Annotated in this window: 20 protein-coding genes and 1 other annotated feature; of the genes, 10 read left to right on the plus strand and 10 right to left on the minus strand. The window is 40.1% G+C overall.

From position 1 onward, the window contains the following. Positions 1-179 precede the first annotated feature (179 nt). The gene (locus M2353_RS16685; protein ID WP_008348197.1) at positions 180-425 is read right to left on the minus strand and encodes a CsbA family protein; all 246 of its coding nucleotides are present in this window, start codon (positions 423-425) and stop codon (positions 180-182) included. Positions 426-709: 284 nt separating this feature from the next. Here M2353_RS16685 and M2353_RS16690 point away from each other — a divergent pair, with 284 nt between their 5' ends. From M2353_RS16690 to M2353_RS16725, 8 genes are all read left to right on the plus strand, one after another. Beyond that, complete coding sequence (locus M2353_RS16690; protein ID WP_284725751.1) at positions 710-3235, plus strand: PEP/pyruvate-binding domain-containing protein; 2526 nt, start codon at positions 710-712, stop codon at positions 3233-3235. Between the two features lie 90 nt (positions 3236-3325). Continuing rightward, a complete protein-coding gene (locus M2353_RS16695) occupies positions 3326-3898 on the plus strand; it encodes a TetR/AcrR family transcriptional regulator (protein ID WP_008348201.1) in 573 nt (190 codons plus the stop codon). Positions 3899-3938: 40 nt separating this feature from the next. After that, entirely contained in the window at positions 3939-5273 is a 1335-nt protein-coding gene (locus tag M2353_RS16700; RefSeq protein WP_212359823.1) for an MFS transporter, read from the plus strand. Between the two features lie 268 nt (positions 5274-5541). Further along, positions 5542-6525 carry a YncE family protein gene (locus M2353_RS16705; protein ID WP_284725752.1) on the plus strand — a complete coding sequence of 328 codons (984 nt, stop codon included), beginning with the start codon at positions 5542-5544 and terminating at the stop codon, positions 6523-6525. Next, entirely contained in the window at positions 6522-7208 is a 687-nt protein-coding gene (locus M2353_RS16710; protein ID WP_025208049.1) for a response regulator transcription factor, read from the plus strand. The genes M2353_RS16705 and M2353_RS16710 overlap by 4 nt, the downstream gene beginning before the upstream one ends. Next, complete coding sequence (locus M2353_RS16715) at positions 7205-8623, plus strand: HAMP domain-containing sensor histidine kinase (protein WP_284725753.1); 1419 nt, start codon at positions 7205-7207, stop codon at positions 8621-8623. Before M2353_RS16710 ends, M2353_RS16715 begins: the two co-directional genes overlap by 4 nt. Positions 8624-8771: 148 nt before the next feature. After that, positions 8772-10886, plus strand: a complete 2115-nt coding sequence (locus M2353_RS16720; RefSeq protein ID WP_284725754.1) for an ArnT family glycosyltransferase — start codon at positions 8772-8774, stop codon at positions 10884-10886. Positions 10887-10917: 31 nt separating this feature from the next. Further along, complete coding sequence (locus M2353_RS16725) at positions 10918-11910, plus strand: glycosyltransferase family 2 protein (RefSeq protein ID WP_284725755.1); 993 nt, start codon at positions 10918-10920, stop codon at positions 11908-11910. 48 nt (positions 11911-11958) lie between these two features. Here the strand turns inward: M2353_RS16725 and M2353_RS16730 are convergent, their stop codons facing one another. Then, positions 11959-13308: an amino acid permease gene (locus M2353_RS16730; protein ID WP_008348215.1), complete on the minus strand. Its 1350-nt coding sequence runs from the start codon at positions 13306-13308 to the stop codon at positions 11959-11961. Between the two features lie 75 nt (positions 13309-13383). Continuing rightward, positions 13384-13608, minus strand: a binding site (T-box leader). 91 nt (positions 13609-13699) lie between these two features. Next, entirely contained in the window at positions 13700-14374 is a 675-nt protein-coding gene (locus M2353_RS16735) for an NAD(P)H-dependent oxidoreductase (protein WP_035701558.1), read from the minus strand. 220 nt (positions 14375-14594) lie between these two features. Between M2353_RS16735 and M2353_RS16740 the strand changes: the two genes are divergently transcribed. Further along, the gene (locus tag M2353_RS16740) at positions 14595-14960 is read left to right on the plus strand and encodes a winged helix-turn-helix transcriptional regulator (protein ID WP_268417767.1); all 366 of its coding nucleotides are present in this window, start codon (positions 14595-14597) and stop codon (positions 14958-14960) included. Between the two features lie 8 nt (positions 14961-14968). Here M2353_RS16740 and M2353_RS16745 read toward each other — a convergent pair whose 3' ends face one another. The 3 genes from M2353_RS16745 to ctpB form a co-directional block, all read right to left on the minus strand. Beyond that, positions 14969-16156, minus strand: a complete 1188-nt coding sequence (locus tag M2353_RS16745) for a PDZ domain-containing protein (protein WP_024719912.1) — start codon at positions 16154-16156, stop codon at positions 14969-14971. A gap of 68 nt (positions 16157-16224) precedes the next feature. Then, positions 16225-16578, minus strand: a complete 354-nt coding sequence (locus M2353_RS16750; protein ID WP_007500014.1) for a swarming motility protein SwrAA — start codon at positions 16576-16578, stop codon at positions 16225-16227. 344 nt (positions 16579-16922) lie between these two features. Beyond that, positions 16923-18371, minus strand: coding sequence for a carboxy-terminal processing protease CtpB (gene ctpB / locus M2353_RS16755; protein WP_284725756.1), 1449 nt, complete (start codon positions 18369-18371; stop codon positions 16923-16925). A 153-nt stretch (positions 18372-18524) separates the two neighbouring features. Between ctpB and M2353_RS16760 the strand changes: the two genes are divergently transcribed. Then, positions 18525-19265, plus strand: a complete 741-nt coding sequence (locus M2353_RS16760; protein WP_284725757.1) for a sulfite exporter TauE/SafE family protein — start codon at positions 18525-18527, stop codon at positions 19263-19265. A 48-nt stretch (positions 19266-19313) separates the two neighbouring features. Here the strand turns inward: M2353_RS16760 and M2353_RS16765 are convergent, their stop codons facing one another. The 4 genes from M2353_RS16765 to cccB all read right to left on the minus strand — a co-directional run bounded on the left by M2353_RS16765 (position 19314) and on the right by cccB (position 22972). Continuing rightward, positions 19314-20576 (minus strand): murein hydrolase activator EnvC family protein, encoded by a 1263-nt coding sequence (locus M2353_RS16765; protein ID WP_039169766.1) that lies wholly within the window; start codon positions 20574-20576, stop codon positions 19314-19316. A 114-nt stretch (positions 20577-20690) separates the two neighbouring features. Next, complete coding sequence (gene ftsX / locus M2353_RS16770) at positions 20691-21581, minus strand: permease-like cell division protein FtsX (protein ID WP_024719915.1); 891 nt, start codon at positions 21579-21581, stop codon at positions 20691-20693. Beyond that, entirely contained in the window at positions 21574-22260 is a 687-nt protein-coding gene (ftsE, locus tag M2353_RS16775; protein ID WP_008348229.1) for a cell division ATP-binding protein FtsE, read from the minus strand. Before ftsE ends, ftsX begins: the two co-directional genes overlap by 8 nt. A gap of 382 nt (positions 22261-22642) precedes the next feature. Further along, positions 22643-22972 (minus strand): cytochrome c551, encoded by a 330-nt coding sequence (gene cccB, locus M2353_RS16780; RefSeq protein WP_008348231.1) that lies wholly within the window; start codon positions 22970-22972, stop codon positions 22643-22645. Positions 22973-22975 lie beyond the last annotated feature (3 nt).

The raw sequence follows: 22975 nt of genomic DNA on the forward strand, positions 1-22975 counted from the left end.
CCATACCCTCTCTGCCGTGGCTCATAACCCTCTAAAGAAACCTTCCTTTCAGTATGGAACATTTTGGAGCGAGATATTCGATCAGCAGAAAAACCATAAAAAAGAAAGCTGCACTCACTAGAATCGTAAGCACAGCTCCTGCAATCAAAAACATTTTCTATTCATCAAGAGGGATCACATCAATGATGTTTTTCAGCCTTCTCTCTTTTTTCGACTTCTTTCTTGGCCATAAACAATGCCCCGGCCACTAAAGAAATAATATCTAATCCTACGATAAAGTAGGTTTCTGTATAGCCTTTCATATACGAAGCAAATAAAAGCGCTGCTGTTAATGCAATGCCAACGTAATGATTATAAGTAACCTTTGAAAATAAAATAACGAGCAAGAAAGGAAAAACAAGTGCAAATATGGCTTTTGTAATCACAAAAACCCTCCCTCTACATGGTCTACTCCCTTGATTATAGTAAAGATTGGCATAATGAACAATTCACAGTTTTCAATTTCAGCTTTTTTCTTCTCGGTTGAAGACTTTTGATATAGATGAGGAGGAAAATTAGTGAAAACGTCCCCTTTCTAAAGATAGGTCTTTACGTCTTTGACAGTTACATCCAATAAATTCTATGATGAAAATGATAGTGCGCACTATCATTTTAAAAAACAAAAAGAGACAAATGAAACCATTGGCTATTTGGATAAGGGGGCATTCCCATGTATTCAGTATTATTTCATGCGGCTGAAGAATCCGCATCACTCGCAGGGGCAAAAGGCGTGAATTTAATTAAATTAAACAATCACGGACTGCCAGTTCCAGATGGATTTATTATTAAAACGAACAGCTTTGCAAGCTTTCTTTCATATCACAATCTCCATCCAACTGATCAAAATCTTGCCCGAAAAATCACAGAAGCTTCGTTTCCTTCACAAATGGAGACAGAATTACTTTCATCCTTTCAATCATTGTTGAAAACATATCCATCCGTTGCAGTGCGATCCTCTTCTGTTGCGGAAGATCTCGAAGGCGCCTCCTTTGCAGGTCAATACGAGACCTATTTAAATATCAAAACAAATGAAGAATTCTTGCAAGCCGTCAAAGAATGTTGGTCGTCTTACTTCGCAGCAAGAGTCGCAGAATATAAGGAAGAAATGATTGAGAATGAGGAAGAGATGCCGCTCATGGCTGTTGTTGTACAAGGATTGATCCATTCTGAAATCTCTGGTGTCATCTTTAGTGAGAATCCTGTATCAGGAAAAACAAACGAAGTCATGATGACTGCAAGCTATGGACTAGGAGAAGCCATCGTCTCCGGCCTTGTGACGCCAGATACATTTATTGTAAACAAAGAAACGTACTCAATTAAAAAATCACTAGGAACAAAAGAAGTGCAAATTGTCCCCTGTCAAGAGGGCGTCGTTGAACAACCCGTAGGTGAGGAGATGGCTGGCCAATTTTGTCTTCGAGATGATCAATTGATCCAAATCACGAAAATGACAAAACAAGTAGAAGAACTTTATGGACATGGAGTAGATATCGAATTCGGCATGTCAGATGGTACTTTTTATTTACTTCAAGCAAGACCGATTACTGCTTCTTTTTCCAATACAGCAAATGGCTCCTCAGGTGCAGCCTTTCAAATGAAACCTGAAGAGCTGCAAGACTTCTGGATCTCAATGGACGATCATATGCCTGGACCAACAAGTCCTCTTTTTTCAAGTTTGATCATACCTGCTTTAAAAAACGGGATGAAGAAAAACGGAGAGAAGTATCAAGTACCAGACCTTAATATTAAAGATATCAAGCTTTATAGAGGCCATTTGTATTCTTCACCGTCTATGCCAGAAGCGTCAGCGGAACCAGTTTTTGACGAGAGCCTATTCGAAATGTTTCCTCGTTTAAGCGAAAGAATGTATCGCATTTTAAAGCAAAACTTGTTCCCATTATACGAAAAACTTGATCAGCAAATCACTCAACCGCTAACAATTGAGGAAGCCATTAATGGCTTTCAAGAATTAAAGGAGATTTATCTAAGAGCGTATGACGACCATTTTGATATTGTCATACCTCAAGTCATTCTATCAGCGATCATTGAAGACATGCTTGTCACATATACTGGGGATCAAACACAAGTCGTTCTTCTGCATGAAATGATGATAGGTGTGATGAACAAGTCTCTTGAAACAGATCAAAAGCTATCTCACTTGGCAAAAGACGTTCTTCAAGATTCCGAGCTTCTTCAGGCATTTAAAGATCATTCAACGAATGCTGAACTATTATTTGCCCTCAATCACACAGATAAAGGAAAAAACTTCATTTCCGACGTAGAAGCTTTTCTCCAAGTCTATGGTTGGCGGTCTGTTAAAAGCCATGATTTCACAGAGGAAACATGGGTGGAAAATCCTGAATTTGTCTTGGACATCATTAGAAACAACATTCGGTATCAATCTGATTTTGATGAAGAATTTGCACAAGCCGTGATCAAAAGGCAAGAAACGTATGAACAGTTTATCAGTCAAGTGACAGATGAAGCGTTTAAAACAAAATTTGAGGAACTTTATCATTTTGCACTCCATGCAGCCAATATTCGAGATGATCATCACTTTTACATTGATGCCATGTTAGATGCAAAAGCGAGACTCTATCTCTTAAAAATTGGTGAACTTCTTGTTCAAAAAGGAGCGATCCCTCATCAAGAAGACCTTTGGTATCTTTACGATGATGAAGTACTCAATGCGCTCACAACTTCGACCACATACGATTCGATCATTCAGCAAAGAAAAATTGAAATGAAGGAAAATGAATCCATCCAACCACCAGCTTATACAGGAACGCCTTCTGAAGCTGAATTACAGCAAGTAGAAAGAATGCTCGGTTCGCTAAGGGAAAATGAAAACAACACAGACGATGCAATCTATGGAATTGGTGCATCTAGCGGCATTACTTCTGGAAGAGTCAGAGTCATTACATCTGCTGATGAATTTTCACAATTTGAAAAAGATGACATTTTAGTTTGTAAAACAACGACACCTTTATGGACCAGCTTATTTAGAGACGCAAAAGCAGTCATCACCGATTCTGGCGGCATTTTGTCCCATTCCGCTATTATCGCTAGAGAATATATGATACCTGCTGTCTTAGGTACACGGATCGCAACTGAAAAACTAAAATCTGGTGACCTCGTGACAGTAGATGGAGCCAATGGGCGTATCCAGTTATTAAATCAGCATTCACGGGCATAGTCGTCACTGTTTGGATCATATTGGCGGTCACAGATTTTATCGGTATACTTACTTTGTTGCAAACACATTCATAACCTGAGGTGAGTATGCTTGTTAAAATCAACAAATCAGCGGATCATTCGCGCAACAATGGAATTATTGTCTGAAAAGGGCTATCAAAAAACAACGACAAAAGAAATTGCGACAAAAGCGAATGTAAGTGAAGCGACAATTTTTCGTAACTTTAAAAACAAACGCGGCGTGATTGCTGCCATTATGAAAATGAAATCAACACCGACCAAAACCCTTGAAGCAGAATTTAAAGACGATTTATACACCGATTTAAAATTTCTCGGTAGCTATTTCCTTGAAGATTTGACTTCAAAAAAAGAATTTATCTATATCAGCATGAGAGAACCCGCTATGTTTAAAGATTTAACAGACCATGAAAAAATTTATCCTCAAGAATTGAGAGATATGCTGATTCATTATTTCAAAAAAATGAGTGCTCAGCATCGTGTATTAGAAGGAAAAGAAGACATCTATGCAGATATATTTATTAGCACGTATTTTGGCTTTTTCATTCAACAGCTAGAGCAAGACATTCAGCTTGTTTTAACACAAAAAGAAGACTTTATTGAGACATGCACACACATTTTCATGAGAGGAATTTCCCCCACTTAATTGGGTGAAATTCTTCTTTTTTACAAAGGTGGTAAACACATTGAATCTTAAAAAAGAGAACTTGATCATTTATTCTTTGCTGCTTGGAGCTATTTTAGTTCCAGTCAATTCAACCATGATCGCAGTCGCTCTATCATCCATATCAACTTATTACGAGCAATCCATATCAAACATTACTTGGGTGGTCACAATTTATCTAATTGTCATGGCAGTCACTCAACCTATTGCGGGTAAGCTCGGAGATATATACGGCCACCGCAGCATGTATTTAGCTGGTGTGATACTCTTTTTGGTTGGCTCCATTGGATGTGCTTTCGCACCTAATCTTGCTTTTCTTATTAGCTTCCGATCAATTCAAGCGGCAGGCGGAGCTATATTAACACCGAACAGCATTGCTTTAATTCGAGCAACAGTATCACATGAAAAGCTTTCTAAAACTATGGGTTTTTTCGGTTTTGGAGCGGGAATTGGTGCCGCACTTGGACCTTTTATCGGCTCTATTCTCATTCAGAGCTTTGACTGGCATTCCATTTTCCTAGTGAATATACCATTTTTGATTCTCACACTTGTGACAGGCGTTTTTATGATTCCGAAGATGAAACATACGCGTTTACAAGCCAATGTAGATATCATCGGTTCGTTATACTTAACAATCGGGATCGCCACACTCATTTTGTTTACTAAAAGCCAATTATTAAACGAATACATGATCTATGGCGTTCTAGCGGTCATTTCCATTCCTTTATTTTTCAAACACGTACGGAAAGTTACAAATCCCATCATTGATTTGACATTATTTAAAAACAGTACCTTTACGAACGCTAACCTTTCTATCATGCTTAGTAATTTTGTGATGTACGCGATTCTTCTCATTATGCCGCTGTTTATGGAGCAAAAACTCGCGCTTTCTCATACACAAAGCGGGATTTTCCTTTCGATCTTTTCACTCTGTATGTCTATTAGTGGATTACTCGGGGCAAAGCTCCATCCAATAAAAGGCGCCAAAAAAATGATTCGATTTTCATTTCTCTGTCTTACTTTATCAGGTGTTATGCTGATCACACTAAGTAGCTACCCAAATTTACCACTCCTTATCATCACATTAGTCGCTGGGGGGATCTCATCAGGTATTGGCATGACTAGCATGCAGATGGCTTCTTTAACATCTGTTGATCAGAGTTTATCCGGCTCTGCATCTGGGATTTTTTCTACCTTTAGATATTTCGGAAGTATCATTTCATCTACTTTAATTGGTATATTAAGTGGTTTTCAATCTTTATTTATCATATTAATGGGCGCAGGTATTCTTGGTTTCCTCCTCTCTCATCGTCTAAAAACGAAACCCACTTCTCATTCATCTGAACACTCTGCTTAATGACTCCCTTCGCTCTATTTAGGGCGGGGGAGCTACGATTATTTGTTACTGTAACCGATTATGGATACAATGATCAAACTGTGAAAATGATCTTTTACTCATGAAAAAATGTCATCTAAATAGACGAAAAAGAAATTTCAGCTTTCATTTACCTCTACTTCCCCACCTAAAAACTTCTTTTCATATCTTCCAGCATTCATAACTTCGATTTTTTTTCACAATTTTTGTGTTATGCTTTTTGAAAATAGAGCACCAAAGGAGCAGAAGGATGAAACGAGTGAAATATTTTTTAATATGCTTGTCAGCTCTACTATTTTTCCTAGCAGGCTGCGGAAAAGACCAGCAATTTACGCCCCCTGGCAGCTCTCAATCAATTGCTGTCATTTCTCAACTAAAAAAAGCCTCCTTTTCAATCGTTGATTTACAAAAAAATAAAATTGTCTCTTCCGTTGATTTAAAGCATCCTCTCACTGATCTTGTTCACATCAACAAAGACGTGATCATTGCATCAAGTAAGGAAGGACAATCTCTTATAGAAATCAATTTAAAAAAAGGAACAGCAGCGGACTATATGAATGTGAATAAAGGTCTGACTTCACTTGCGTATGATGCGGATACCAACACTTTACTTGTGACCGATTCAGAGAAAAATGTCGTTTATTTTATCGATACAGTGCACAAGAAAATAAAAGCAACTGTGAAGACCGGGACATTACCCTCTTCTATGGCGTTGTCTTCTTCTGGAACGTTGTTTGTTTTAAATGCAAAAAGTCATTCTGTTTCAGTCATTGATATTGAAAAGAAAAAAAAGATACGAACGATTTCCGTTCTAGAACGGCCATCTGGCATTCATTTTGATGGGCATTCCATTTGGGTTGGAGGACACGGTAAACCGGGCACATTAAATAAGAGCATTTTTGCTTACGACCCTAAAACAGGTAAGAAACAGCGAGAAATCAAACTAGGTGTTATGCCAGTCGCATTTTTTTCAGAAAAAAACTCTTCTACTTTATATGTATTATGTCATGGAGACCATACACTATATAAAGTAAATACCGAGAAAAACAAACTACTTTCCTCTGTTGAGACCGGTCAAAATCCGAATTATATCACTGCTGATTCCTCATCTATATATGTCAGTAACTTAGATGACAATTCAGTATCCGTCATCGACAAACATACATTTATGTTGAAGAACCGACTGAACATCCCAGCAGGACCTTATGCTATCATGTTGGAGGAAAAGAAATGAAAGAACAGATGAATATTTTAATAGTAGATGATGAATTAGATATGCTTGAGTTAATCGGATCCTTTTTGCAGAGACAAGGCTTTCACGTGATAACTGCAAATAATGGCACGGGCGCCTTACATCAGCTTGAAAAAGAGGCCATTGACCTTGTTGTATTGGATATTATGATGCCAGATATGGATGGGTTCGAAGTCTGCCAGCGCATCAGGCAAACCTCCCAAATCCCCATTTTATTTTTAACAGCTAGAAGTTATGAAGAGGATCGCATTAAGGGGCTGGAAATTGGAGCAGACGACTACATCATGAAGCCTTTTAGTCTACGTGAGCTTGCAGCTAGAATTGAAACGACATTAAGACGAATTAGAGGTCTTTCTTTAAAGCGCAGTCGAATCATGATTGGTGACTTGGAGATCGATCAAGATGGCAGACAAGTCTATCTCAAGCAAGAGCCCATCAATTTAACAAGAAGAGAATTTGATTTACTTATGTTTCTTCTGCTCAATCAAGGCCAAGTCTTTTCCCGTGAACAGCTCTATCAAAAATTGTGGGAATCACACTCACCTAGTGGCTCTTTAAGAACAGTCGATACACATATTAAAACACTAAGACTGAAATTAAAGGAAGCGGAACGGTATATTAAGACCGTTTGGGGTGTCGGCTATAAGTTTGAGGAGGACAAATGAAGCCATTATCTATTAAAAGGAAAGTGCTTTTCTTAATCCTTTCAGTTATAGGCATCGTTGCTGCCTCAGCTCTTGCCCTGACTTATTACTTATACCAGCACTTATATATAGATAAACAGATTGACTCTTTAAGTTTACAAGGAAAGAAACTGGCAGAAATCTATCACAAACACGGGAAAGACACATATTTTACTGACAGAATGAAGTGGGCAAATGACTCAAGTCAGGCAAGTGTTATTTTTACTGATGATCCTATGGAGCTTTCAAGCGGTATTCCTTTTGATACGAATACAAACGATAACCTCATTACGTTTAAAGAACGCCAAAAGCTTCTTCAGGGGAAAACAGTTGTGTTAATTAGAGAACACCCCCAGTTTCATCAAGATATTCTCGGGATTGCCATCCCTGTGTTCTCAAACAAAAATGATTTATCAGGAACCATTTTCCTCTCTATGCCTTTATCTGATGTGTATGAACCGTTTGTTCAAATTCGATTAACGCTTGGCATCTCTATTTTAATTATCCTGCTTTTGATTTTCTTTATTGGATATAAAAGTTCTAATAAAGTCGTAAGGACGATCAATCAAATGAAAGAAATTGCAATGGAAATGGAATCTGGTGATTTTTCAAAACGCATGGCTGTGACCAAAAAAGGGGATGAGTTAAATCAGCTGAGCCGTTCCTTTAATAAACTGTCCTCTACCTTAGAAAAAGTTGAACAACATCGCAGAGAGTTCCTTGCCAATGTCTCCCACGAACTGAGAACGCCTTTAAGTTATATGAGAGGCTATGCTGAAGGAATTGAAGAAGGCATTATTGATCAAAAGAAAGGCATGCAGATTATTCAAGACGAATCCACACGATTAAGCCGGCTCGTCCATGACCTTCTTGATCTCGCACAGTTAGAGGGGGAATCTTACCCACTAACGATGGAGCCGATCGTCTTTGCGCAGCTTATTCATGATGTTCTTGATCAAATGACATTCATTGCTAGTCAAAAGAGAATCTCGTTCAACCGCGAACTCGAAGAGGATTGTATTATTTATGGTGATAGCGATCGACTTGAGCAAGTCGTTCGTAATTTATTGGACAATGCCATCCATTACACGCCTTCAGGAAAATCGATTTCGATTGAATTATTCGTTCACCAACAAACTGCTGAATTGAGAATTACAGATGAAGGCAGCGGAATTCCAAAAGGAGATCTCCCTCATGTTTCTGAGCGTTTTTATCGAGTGAATAAAGCCCGCACAAGAAAAGATGGCGGCTCTGGTCTTGGACTAGCCATTGTTTATCAAATTATAAAAAAACATCGTGGCACGTTCGTTCTTCAATCTGAACAAGGCCTAGGTACGACCGCTATTATACAATTACCAAGTGCAGAGACCACTGAAACTCCGCCTGTCTCCTCATAAAATAAGATGACATCTTAAACAAAACAGCTTTTTTCTAGAGCTGTTTTTATTCAACAGAAAAATAAAGAATTGGCCTTTTTTTATTAACAATTTATTCATATTTGCTTGTTACACTTTTTTCAAGTTAAGAAAAAGGAGTGACAAGCTTTTGATTAGACGCTTTCAGAAATTTGATCTTTATTTATTTTTCATATTGATTTTATCTGCCATTTTAAACATTTATAACATTTGGAACGACGATACGGTGAACGCTTATTATACAGCGGCGGTCACAAGTATGATGCAAAGCTGGCATAATTTCTTCTTTGCTTCGTTCGATCCCTCAGGTTATGTCACGGTGGATAAACCACCGCTCGCCTTCTGGCTGCAAACGATCAGTGCCAAAATTTTCGGCCTGCATGGCTGGAGTGTGATCTTACCCCAAGCTTTAGCTGGCATTGGATCTGTTTATTTAATCTACCGCCTAGTCAAACCTACATTTGGCCAGGCTGCTGCAAGACTGTCAGCGCTCATTATGGCGTGTACACCAATCGCAGTTGCTGTATCTCGTACAAATAACATTGACAGCTTACTCGTCTTTATTCTTTTACTCGCAACAGCCATGATGTTCAAGGCTGTGAAACAGCAGAAAGTGCTTTGGGCGATTGCTTCTTTTGCAATGATCGGTGTCGGTTTTAATACAAAAATGCTACAAGCGTATATGATTGTACCGGCTCTCGTCCTGTTTTACATCATTGCCTATCGAACGACATGGAAGAAAAAGTTGTTATCGCTGATGATTTCAATGATTGTTCTTTTAGGTGTATCTGCTTCATGGTCTATAGCGGTTGATCTCACTTCCAAAGACAATCGTCCTTATATGGGATCAAGTCAATCGAACTCAGCACTAGAATTAGCCTTTGGTTACAATGGTCTGCAGCGGTTGACTGGTCAACAGTCTGGCGGAGGAGGCGGCACAAATCAGGGTGAGGGACAGCCACCTTCACAGCAGGGTGATCAGCAAAATGACAATAATTCATCCACCATGCCTCAGCCGCCATCAAATGGAACTCAAAACAACTCAGACAGTTCAAACCAATCATCCAGTCAGGAACAGCCTTCAATGCAAGGACCACCAAGCAGTGCAAACGGCACAACACCACCTGATATGCCTTCAGGCGGTAATGGTGATGGACCGCCAAATGGTGGGGGCGGAAAAATGGGAAGTGGTTCTGGCATGTTTGGAACAGGAACAAAAGGGCCATTACGTCTGTTCCAATCTGAACTGTCCGATCAAATCAGCTGGCTGCTTCCATTTGCGCTCTTTGGTGCGATTGGTCTCTTCTTCTCGACAGCCTTTGAAAGAAGACGTCTCAATACAAAACAAAAAGAAACACTATTTTGGTTAGCTTGGCTTATACCTGTTGCTGCATTTTTCAGTGTAGCAGGATTTTTCCATCACTATTATTTAATCATGCTGGCACCGCCAATTGCTGTATTAGCAGGAGCCGGATGGGTGTCTATGACTCAATTGTTTCAAACGGGAACTGGCTTTAAAAAATGGCTACTGCCAATTGCGATATTCGTCACAACCGCATTTGAAATCTTTATCCTATCCACATTTACAAGCACAATCGGTCTTGGATTAAGCATTGCAGTCGGTATCATTGGTATTGGAACGATCCTTTCTCTTCTTTTGATAAAAGGGAAAGAAAAACTAAAACAATTCATGTCTCTCATTGCCATCCTTGGGATGCTGATCGCACCCCTATACTGGGCAAGCACACCTCTTCTTTACGGAGGAAACAGTATGCTGCCAGAGGCTGGTCCTCAGCTTGCAACTTCAAGTGGCAGCATGAGTTCACAAGTCAATGAAAAGCTGATCAGCTATCTTGAGAAAAACAATACGGGAGAAGAATTCCTATTCGGGACAACAGATGCAACCACTGCTTCACCTTACATTATTAAAACAGGAAAAGCTGTTATGGCATTAGGTGGATTTAGTGGATCTGATAACATTCTCACGCTTAATGAATTCAAACAGCTCGTTAAAGACGGCAAAATCAAATACTTCTATCTTTCTGGTATGAGAGGCGGCAGCTCTGACATTCTCACTTGGATTCAAAAAAATGGCAAAGAAGTATCTGCTTCTAAATGGCAGAACAGCTCTACATCCAAAACGAATCAGCAAACAGACAGCCAACCATCAAAACAAAATGATCAGTCAAATGGACGAATGGGCGGAATGGAGAGCGGTACTCTTTATGAACTATCCGTTGATTAATTCATCTATTAAAAGGGAGGAACGATGACTGATGGAAAAGAACATACAATACTCTGTTGTAGTCCCAGTGTATAATGAAGAACTTGTGATCCATGAATCGTATCAGCGCCTCAAGACCGTCATGGATTCGACGGGAGAAGCATATGAGCTTCTCTTCGTCAATGACGGCAGTATGGATCGAACAGCTGAACTGATTAAAGGGTACTGCCAGACCGATCCGCATGTGAGACTTATTGATTTTTCTCGTAACTTTGGGCATCAAATTGCCATTACAGCGGGAATGGATTATGCAAAGGGAGAAGCTGTCGTAGTGATTGATGCGGATTTACAAGATCCACCTGAATTGATTTTAGACATGATTGAAAAATGGAAGGAAGGCTATGAGGTCGTATATGCGGTCCGCACGCAACGAAAAGGCGAAACAGCTTTCAAAAAGTACACCGCTTCCCTTTTCTACCGAGTGCTACGTCAAATCACCGAAGTAGATATTCCTATCGACACCGGCGACTTTAGATTGATGGATCGTAAAGTGTGTCATGAAATGAGAAAAATACGCGAGAAAAACCCATTTGTCCGCGGATTAGTGAGCTGGGTTGGCTTCAAACAGATTGCGGTAGAATATGTTCGGGATGAGCGGTTGGCAGGAGAAACAAAGTACCCTCTCAAAAAGATGCTCAAGCTCTCGATGGATGGGATCACATCTTTTTCTTACAAACCTTTAAAGCTAGCCAGCGTGGCAGGTATTACCCTTTCAGCTATTGGCTTCATTTCGATGTTTCTAGTTTTATATTTAAAGCTTTTTACAAACAGCACCATCACCGGCTGGAGTTCATTAATTGTCATTCAGCTATTCTTTAGCGGGATCATCCTCTTTATGTTAGGCATGATCGGAGAGTATATCGGCCGAATCTACGATGAAGCCAAGGACCGGCCGCTTTATATCGTCAGGGAGAGCTATGGCCTTCAGGCAAAGCCACATCCCGTTCAATCCCCTGTTCATTTTAAGCAATATAAACAGCATTAAAAAAAGCGTGCGAGACCCTTCAGAAGGTCCTGCACGCTTTTTAATAAATTAGACGGCTGTTTCAAACCGTTTTCTGTTAATAAAAAAAGAAAGTGTAATGATTAAATAAATGCCCATTGTGACCAGCGTTTGAACAATTGGTGTATTGAATACAACGCCGACAAAAATGGCCATGATCGCAATAACGGAAAACCACGTTGTGAAAGGATACAGCTTCACGCGATATCCGCCTGGCTGTGCGACGCTTCGAGATTTCAAATGACCGACGGCAATGATAAACCAGATGAATAGAACTGTGTAACTTAAAGAGCCCATCAAGTAATTAAACGTTTGACTTCCTACAAAAAGAGAAATCAATACAGCTGCATACAAGGTAGATGTACATACAAGGATGGCTCGAACAGGCACCTGCTGTTTTGACAGCTTGGAGAATCCTTTCCATACACGGCCATCCATTGCCTGTGTATAAAGCACCCGTGATGAAGCATACAAGCCAGAGTTCATAGAAGACAAAATCGCTAGTAAGATAATACCATTCATGATGTCACTAGCATACGGTACTCCGATTGTTGCAAACACTGTCACAAATGGACTTACTTGCTCATTGTTTACTTGATTCCAAGGGATTAAGCTGACAATGATAAAGAACGGTAGTACATAAAAACCGATGATGCGTACAAACGTACTTTGAATGGCCTTTGGGATGACTTTTTCAGGGTTTTTTGTTTCTGCTAAAGTGACCCCAATCATCTCCGTCCCACCATATGAATACACGACAACCAGCATTGCTGCAATTAATCCGCCAGTACCATTTGGGAAAAATCCACCGTGATCCGTTAAGTTAGACAATCCAGGTGCTGCATGCTGTCCGAATGAGACAAATAGCATGGTAAATCCAATGATAATAAATAAGATGATGACAGCAATTTTAATAGAAGCCAACCAATACTCTGTCTCAGCAAACATTTTGACTGAGCAAACATTAATGATTGTGACTACAAGTGAAATGATTAACACAAGCATCCAGATTGGCACTTGTGGGAACCAGTACTGAATAAAGATGGCCGACACAATCGCTTCTGCTGCAATGTTCAGCACCCACATCTTCCAATAGATCCAGTCTAAGAAATAGGCCGGATACTTTCCTAACACAGGTTCAATCAAGTCACGGAATGTTCTTGCTCCAGGTCGTGCAACGGTCATTTCGGCAAGTCCTTGCATAATAAATAATAAAATAAGACCACCAATCATGTATGCCAAAATGACAGCAGGACCCGCAATATCAATGGCAGAACTGCTTCCTTTAAACAGACCAGCACCGATGGCACCGCCAAGCGCAAGCATCATAATATGCCTTGATGTCATTGTTCGTTTTAACTGCACATGTTCCTTTTCCATTTTCTATAGCTCCTTTAAATTTGAATCTTCAGACAAATATGAGATAAAAGCATATAAAAAGGCCAGCCATCTCCTGGAAGAGACGACTGACCTTGCAACCGCGTTACCACTCTTATTGATTCAGCCATGGCTGAATCCAACTTAAAACCCGATAACGGAGGTCACACGTAAAGACTTACTATTCATTCAGTCTTACCGCTCTTTGAGCGAGTTCAATGATTCGTTTTACTGCGTTGCACCGACCCGCAGCTCTCTTAAAAAACGGATGTTCATTTACTATTCTCAAGTCAAAGCGTTTATAGTCAAATTTGTATACTCGTCAAAGATTTTATTTTTTAAATATACTGACTAACCACGCAATTGTCAACAGCCTTTTTCAGACAAACAGCGATTAACGAATCCAAACAGCTACTTCATCCATCGGGCGACGTGTTTTGCCGCGTTTTGGCTCAGTGACACGATAACCGAAGGCTGCCATGACAGAGATGTCGTATTGACCATCCTCCAGTAACCCTTCTTCTTCTAAGATACGATGGATGTGATCGTAGCTAAATCCTTCAACTGGGCATGAATCAATGCCGATCTGTGCCGCAGCTGTCATCATGTTACCTAAGGCAATATACGTTTGTTTTGAAGCCCAATCAAATAATGTACGGTCATTTTCTAGTAGATGAAGATCGTTCTCTTGGAATTCTCTGTAGCGCCCCTTGACCATTTCAAACGTTTCGTCTGTCATTCCTTTGATTTGCTTGTTGATGTATTCTGCATATGCTGAATCATAGCGGGCATCTGTTCTTGCCAAGATGATCACAAAATGGCTGGCAGTTGGAAGCTGCTTTTGCGCCCCCCATGTATACTCTTTTAATTTTTCTCTGAATGCTTCATTTTGAATAACGAGGAACTTCCAAGGCTCAAACCCTACAGAGCTTGGAGAAAGTCTTCCTGTTTCTAAAATAAATGCAAAATCATCCTCTGGAATCTTTTTCGCTGGGTCAAACTCTTTTGTCGCATGACGGAATTCATACGCCTCAATGATTTCTTTTTTTAATAGCTCTTTGTCTCGCATATTATTCATCCTTTCTAATGAACAGGTGTGTTCCCACAATCCAATTTCTTTCCATTCCCTAATAGAAATTGTTATGATAGGAAAACAAACAACCCGAATGTGTGATGTCTATCTCTATGGTAAAAGAAAAGCTTTCATTGATTCAAGTACGCACATTTTTGTTCGTTAGGTACAAACATGTTCGTTTATGACCATTTTCGTTTAAGAAAGGAATGTTGAGATGAGTGCACCATCCAATCCAGTCAGTATTGTGAATCATGGCTGTCCCGTGTCTATCACTACAAATGTCATCGGAGGGAAATGGAAAGGCGTCATCCTTTATCATTTGACTTGCGGTCCAAAGCGTTACAACGAAATACGCCGGCTTCTGCCAAGAATTTCGCAGCGTGTCCTGACGTTGCAATTACGAGAACTTGAACAAGACGGGATTGTTCACCGTGAAGTTTATGAGGAAGTTCCTCCTCGTGTCGAGTATTCACTGACTTCTCTTGGAAATACGTTAAAGCCCATTATCTTTGCCATGCGTGAATGGGGCGAATCCTATGGGAGAGAAATGCGCCCAAAAGAAAAAAGCTGCCATCTCTAGCAGCTTTTTTAAGATGAAATCGCCGTTGGCTCTTGCTGAGGATCGTCCTTCACAAACAGGATACCAAGCTGGTGATGCTCCCCTTCGTAAGAGGCGCGTTTCTCAAACCTTGTCTGACCATTGAGACCAATGATCTCAAGCTTTGTCAGAGCACGATTGGTTTGTAGTGCTTCATAAAATTCTGAAACGGTTTTGATCTCGATTCCATTGACCTTTGTAATAATTTCTCCGATCTCAAGCTTTAAATCAGCCGCAGGGGTATTCGGAATGATACCAAGCACCATAAGCCCTTGATTCCGCTTAGAGAAAAAGAATGGTGCAGCATTGTCATTCGCCCTCTGCTTCCATGATAAAAAGGCTCTTCCTGCAATCGCTAGAACAACAGCTCCCCACGCAATCGGCTCAAACCAAATACTGGCCGCACCTACTACAGCAACAACTAGACCGAGCATCATTATTCGGCGTGACGTAATTTGAATACTCACAATTGGCAGCGATCCTTGAATACGCTGGCCAAAGCCGATGATGTACGGGATCACAATAAATGAAAAGCTTTGATCGTGCACTTGAAGCACAGGCCACCATGGCAGAGAAGAAGTCCATTCACCTGCCGGCATCAGCAAAACAAGTGGTAGAAGCCACAGACGGTTTGCTCGCTGCTGGCCGATCAAAAGTCCTCTCGCACTCATCACCATTGCAGGCGATGTACGTAAATGCGCCGTTCGATAGGCTAAGATGCCTTCGGTCATTAACAGTAGCCCTAACAGGATCACAACGGCTGATGCATTCATCATTGAAAGCTGCGGCAGCCAAGAATGGCTCACTTGAACAGACATCAGTCCAAATGCCGCAATAAAACTGAAACCGAGTGTGTATGCAGACGAAAGCGCACTCGCCTTAAAGAATAAAGAGAAAACGATGGTCATCGCTGCAATCAGCACGATGAATCCAGGCGGAAGGGAAATCCCTAAGCCTACAGATATGATCGATAGACAAATTCCTGGAACCCATCCCTTTGAATATGTAAATTTCAGTTCATCGTAAACATCTTCTATTCTTGTTTGAAACGCTTTTCTCTCCCGCTTTACGCGGATGTAGCCATATAATAGGCTGATTAATATCATAAAATAAAAAAGAGGATGGATTAAAAACAGACCGACCGCTTTTAATCCGGCTCCCATCCACTCCGAGCTCATTATCGTTCACCGCCCAAGTCAAGCATTTTCTCTTATTCTATCAAATAAATCGATGCTTGACATCAGGTTTATTTCTCCTGATTCATCCAAAGTGTGACATTCGACAGTGAAAAATCTTTTAAATAGTGATTTACATCTACATCTAGTATGCCGCCGAGAAGCTGCATGGACCTCTTGATGTCGGTTAAGTTTATACCAAGTCTCTTATGATTATCCATTAAATAATTGAAGTATATCTCAGCACAGTCTTCATCGATCTCGTCGACTGATTCTACCGTTGTGTAATTGACCAAGTACCTGCTTAACAGCATGAGTAGACTTAATGCCTTTGTAGCCGAAAACGTCACATCTTTCGTACGACTCTTAAGCTCCTCTACCAACTCGTAATATTTTTTCTCTCTCACAATACTTGCCCTTTTCAATTGTGTACCCCCATTTACTAGTTCTTTTAAGAAAAGCGCAAACCTCGGTACAGCTTAATGCTTAAGCTGAATATCCGCAAAAAATAAAATATTTAAAATGAGTGCTACTTTTTATTGTAAGAATTATTTATGTAACATACAACTTTCAAAAGTTTCATTTTCATGACATGTTTAAATCAACAGAAAGTCTCTTATATAAATATGTTATCGGGTAAATTCGAAGGAATGTTATGTTTTTTGTAAAATAAATGAATATATTTCTCGATATAATATATTTTTAAGAATAAATTATTACATGTTCGTAACACTTATGAACCAAAAAAAAGAGGCATTTATTCGCCTCTTTATTTTTTGAGATATAGTGCTTTTAGTGCAGTTTGTAGCTGAAGATCATTCTTTTCATAAGATTTCACTTCATCTACCATCTTGTTCATCATTTTCGCTGTCTTTAAATCAATCACACCTGATTTTTCGAGATTGTATGTGCTTTGAAATGCGAGTACAGCCTTTTTCGTTTCTTCGTCAAAATATCCATCTACTCTGCCAGGGTCAAATGATAACCCTTTTAACAATGTCTGTGCTTGTCTGACTTCTTCGTTGTTCATATCAAGCTGAAGCGGTTCTTTCAGCTGGAGCGGGCCGACGGTGAAGTAATCTGGTTGATGAATCGCAATGGTCGGCACAACACCTTTTTTGTGAATCCAATTCCCTTTCGGTGTCAGCCACTTATACAACGTTAATTTAATGTTACTCCCATCTCCCATTGGTACCGCCTGCTGCACAGTCCCTTTACCAAAGGAAACGTCACCTACCACTTCATACTTCCCTGCTTCTTTCATGGCACCAGCCAGAATTTCAGAAGCGGATGCACTTCCTTTATCAATTAAGACATTGACCGGGTATGGTTTTTGTTCTTTTCGTTTTGAAAAATATCGTTTTCGATCGCCATTCCGTTCTGCAATTTGAATATATGGCTGATCCTTTGTGATAAAATGTTTCAAAATGTCTTCCACACTTTGTAGATAGCCGCCAGGATTTCCTCTCACGTCCAGCACAAGGCCTTCCATGCCCTTTTTCTCGAGCTTATTCAAGCTTGCCGTGAAATCCTTCGCCGTATCTTCAGAGAAGCTAGAGATCGCAATATAGCCTGTTTTATGACCATTGACCTCTTTCATTGAAGCCGTTACGGTTTCAAGCGGGATTTCTTCTCGTTTGATATGGAATGTTAGCTCTTTTTCAATTCCATTTCGTCTGATTTTCAAGGCGACAGACGTTCCTTTTTTTCCTCTTATTTTCAGTACAGCATCGTTTAGGCTTTTTTCTTTCATCGACTCACCGTCAATGCTGATGATTTCATCTTTCGGTTTCAGACCCGCCTTAGCCGCAGGGGATTTTTTAAAGGCAGAGACAATGATAATCTTTCCTTCATCCATTCCAACTTCTGTCCCAATTCCTTCAAATGAGGAATCAAGTGAATCCGAAAATTGCTTTGCGGTTTGCTTGTCCATGTATACTGAATACGGATCATTTAAGGTTGAAAGCATTCCTTGTATGGCACCTTCAAGCAGCTTTTGACGATCCACTTCCTCTACATATTCATTCGAAATGAGGTCATAGGCTTTCTCAATTTTCTCCATTCCGTTTTCCTTCGCTCGATCACTTGATTGAGCTTGTCCAGCCACTGCAGCAGCCGCTTTCGGTGACTCCGCTTGAGTCGCCTCTTTATGCGTCATAACCCCTGCACTGATGATGAGAATGACACTTGCCATGATGGATGCGATTTGTTTTTTCATATTTGGCCTCCTTCTTCAACTCTTCCTGATGACCTGAGTTATTATATGCCAGAAGAAGGGATTTCATGTAAAGACATTCTCCTAAGGAGGCTTGACTAATCATTTCAATAGGTGTAATTTTTATTTTGTTACGATCGAGAAGGAGTCTTCGCTATGTATATTATATTGACGATGCTTTTATTAGGAATTTTACTAGGGTTTGTAGGAGCTGGCGGGGCTGGTTTTGTCATCGCATTGCTGACGTTAATCTTTGATGTACCAATCCATACTGCACTTGGGACATCTTTAGCTGCTATGGCATTTACGACTTTATCTGGTGCATACAGCCACTACCGGGAAGGAAATATCCAGCTCAAATCAGGTTTGATTGTCGGTGCACTAGCTTGTATTGCTTCATTTGCCGGAGCAAAAGTGGCTCCTTTTATTCCAGAGGATAGCTTGCACTATTTAACAGCTGGTATGCTCTTTTTATCTGCTGCTTTTATGATGATCAAATTGTTTGTCCTAAAAGAAGATGCTGAGCAGCAGCCGCTTTCTTCACGCCAATTGCTGATCAGGGGCATTATATTAGGCCTTGTATCAGGGATGCTTTCAGGGATGTTCGGTATCGGATCAGCACCATTTATTCAAGTGGGGCTTTTGATTTTGCTGAAGCTGTCTATTAGACAAGCTGTTGGCACAACGATGCTAGTGATTATTCCAATCTCTATTGGCGGTGGAATTGGTTATATTTCAGAAGGCTATGTTGACTTTATCCTGCTCGTTCAGATCTTAATCGGTACCGTATTAGGAGCTTTTATTGGGGCAAAATTTACACGCCTTGCGCCGAAACCTCTCTTAAAATCCGCTGTGCTTTTAACACCTATTATTGCCGGATTACTGCTGTTATTTTAACTTCATCTACTTGAAAAAAGCCGATAACATGCTGTTATCGGCTTTTTGTCAGCGGATATATTGCGCTGGATTGACTGCATTTGATTTCGCGCCATTCCATAATCCTTTATGAATTTCAAAATGAAGATGCTGGCCATAAGACTGACCTGTGTTGCCCATATATCCAAGGAATTGACCTTGCTCGACTCTTTGACCTGTTGACACACTTCTTGTTGAAAGATGAGCGTATACCGTTTGATACGTTTGGCCATTGATGTTATGTGTAATGAACACCACGTTCCCATAACTCGACGAGTAGCTTGAGTTCGTGACTGTTCCAGATGCGGCTGCAACGACAGATACAGTGCCTTTTGCAGCGATATCTAATCCGTAATGCTGTCCGCCAGAACGTCCGCCAAAGCCTGATGAGAAACGGCCTGCAGCTGGTTTAATGAAACCTGAGCTACTTGCTGGTGTATCTGACACTTGATCAGATCCTCCACTTGGTGCAGGTGCACTTTTTTCAGCAGCTGCTTGTTCTGCTTTCTTCGCTTCTTCTTTTTGACGACGTGCCTCTTCAGACTTTACCGCCGCTTTTTGATTCGCTAAAATTTCTTGTTCATTTTCAAGCTTTCCTAGTTCATCATGTGCATGTTCTTTTTCTTCCGTTACATGACCAAGGACTTTTCCTTTTTCTTTTTGCTGTTTAGATAGGTCCTTTTTCAACGTTTCAAGCTCTTTCAAAGATGTTTCAAGTCCACTTAGCTGTTTATTTAGCTCTGCTTCTTTTTGCTCTACTAGCTCCAAATCATTTTCGTGTTCTGTAATCATGTCTTTATCTGCTTCGACGATGGTTGTAACAGCTCCCACACGACTGACAAAATCACTAAAGCTACGAGCACCTAGCAGCACATCTAAATAGTTGATTGTACCGCCACTTTTTTGCATAGAACGAATTCGATCTTTGAAAATCGCTTTTCTCTTTTCAATTCGCTCGTTGATGACTTCAATCTCTTTTTTTAGTTTTTTGATCTCTTGTTTCGTCTGTTTGACCTCTTTTTCTTTTTCTGCGACTTTTTCAGTTGCGGCACTTACTTTTTGGTCAATTTTTTCAATTTCTTGCTTTAGCTTTGATTCTTTCTTTTCAAGCTTTGCCAGTTCTGATTTCTTTTTCTTCAAGGTTGATTCAGTCTTCGATGTTTTCTCTTCAATTTGTTGACGTTTTTGATCTAGGTCTTCGTATGCGAATGCACGATTTTCGTTCCCTGGAATGTATAGCCACGTTGTTCCAATAAACGCTGCCATTCCAGCCATTATCAGCTTTCTTTTCAAAACGATATTCCCCTCCCATGACAACTGCCTGCATGAAGAGTCGACCGGATGAATTGGATCAACCGGTCACACCTTCTATAGAATCTTCGAGTGCTGCCATCAATATAAATAGATTTATACTTTCAAGAATTTACGGATGGACGTTAAACTTCCCCACACACCGATAATGGCACCGATCAATAGAAGGATCAGTGATACTTGATAGACAAACGGATTGTATGGAAGCATTGAAATAAATGAACCTTGTACCCTTGGCGCCACCCAGCCGACAGCATATTGATACGTGCCAAGCAATACAGCGATTGGTATAATCGAGCCAAATACACCAAGTAGTAATCCTTCGATGAAGAACGGCCAGCGGATAAACCAGTTCGTTGCACCTACTAGTTTCATAATCTCAATTTCTTTACGTCTAGCAAAAATCGTAATTTTGATCGTATTGGAAATCAAGAACATCGCTGTAAATAAAAGCCCAATAATAAGTGCGATGCCGACATTACGCGCCACTCCGACAACATTAAAGAGTCGGCTGACCTCTTCTTTTCCATAAGTGACTTTATACGTCCCTTTTAGGTTTTCTAATTTCTTCGCTACTTTTGGTGTATCGTGAGGATCTGTTGTTTTCACAATAAACGCATCATTTAATGGATTTTCTTGATCAACCAGTCCCATAGATTGTCCATTTTCACCAAAGCTTTTAATCAGTGCTTTTAGTTCATCATCCTTGGATGAGTATTTCACATCACTGATTTCAGGAATCTTCTCAATTTCTGCTTTTAATTCATCCTGCTGCTTTTGATTCGCAGTTAAATCGATGAGAACTTTTACTTCTACTTCTTTCTCAGCGTTCGATGCCATGTTATTCAAGTTGAGCATAATAACAAGAAAAACCCCAACTAAAATCAATGTGACAGTGACCGCACTAATTGATGCAAATGTCATCCACGTGTTTCTTCCAAGTGAACGGAAGCTCTCACGTAAATGCCGCGAGAGAGTTTTAATCATAAATTCCGTACTCCCCTCTTGCTTCGTCACGCACAATCATTCCATCTTCGATTGCGATGACGCGTTTCTTCATGCTGTTTACAATCTCTTTGTTGTGTGTCGCCATGACGACTGTTGTTCCGCGGTTATTAATCTCTTCGAGTGTCTTCATGATTTCCCATGAAGTATCTGGATCAAGGTTTCCTGTCGGTTCGTCTGCAATGACAACCTCAGGATGATTGACGATCGAACGAGCGATCGATACACGCTGCTGTTCACCGCCGGAAAGCTGATCTGGAAATTGACGAGCTTTGTGCTTTAATTGCACCAAATCAAGTACCTCAAGCACTTTTTTCTTAATAATACTTGGCTGTTCACCAATGACTTCAAGAGCAAATGCCACGTTCTCAAAGACCGTGAGACTTGGAAGCAGTTTGAAATCTTGGAATACTACGCCAATTTCTCTTCTCACATAAGGAATTTCTTTTTCCTTCATCGAGCCTAAATCTTTGTTATTAATTAAGATTTTCCCTTTTGTTGGCTTCTCTTCACGATACATCATTTTAATGAACGTGGATTTACCAGCGCCACTGGGACCAACAACATACACAAACTCTCCTGGATGGATAGAGACATTGATTCCATTGATCGCCTTTACACCATTAGGATAGATCTTATAGACTTCCTTCATTTCAATCATGTAATCACCTAATCTTTTCTTATTCGCTGTCAAACAGCTTATCATGATGTTCTGACACTTCTCGTCAAAAAACGTTATGTATGGTCACGCACATACCCTTCGATACGCACAAGCAATTTATGTCCTTTTCATCCAAAAAGATGAAAAAATTGAATCGTCTAAATTTCAACAACTCCAATTATACGTCATGAATCGACGCAATGGTATTACATTTATATTTCAAAACTTATAAATAAAAGGTAAATAGAGCAACCAAAACCGAAAAACATGTCTTTTTACCCTTATTTTTTAAATAAAATTTAATATAATACGTTTTCATACTATCCAAAAGTCTTTTTCTACAAATAGAAAATAAAAAAACCTTGTCGATTAGACAAAGGTTTTATTTTTTCTCTGCAAGCCATTTGGCGACTTCTTTTGCTTGTTTTTCATCTACCATTCCGCTTGGCATAGATCCTTTACCGTTCTGGGCAATATCTGCAATTTGGCTTTCATTATATTTTTTCCCGACTTCTTTCAGGCTTGGGCCGCCTCCGCCAGATAAGTCTTTTCCATGACAGCCAATACAGTTTTGCTGATAAATCTCTTCACCACTGCTCACACTTGAAGCACTTTTACTGCCTTCTTTGTCACTGCTACTTGAATTTCCTCCACAGGCCGCAAGTACAAAAAGCATAGCGACAAAAAGAAGCGTTAATCCGCTCTTTTTCATGTA

Source organism: Bacillus aerius, from assembly GCF_029894105.1.
In the GTDB taxonomy this organism is placed as follows: domain Bacteria; phylum Bacillota; class Bacilli; order Bacillales; family Bacillaceae; genus Bacillus; species Bacillus altitudinis.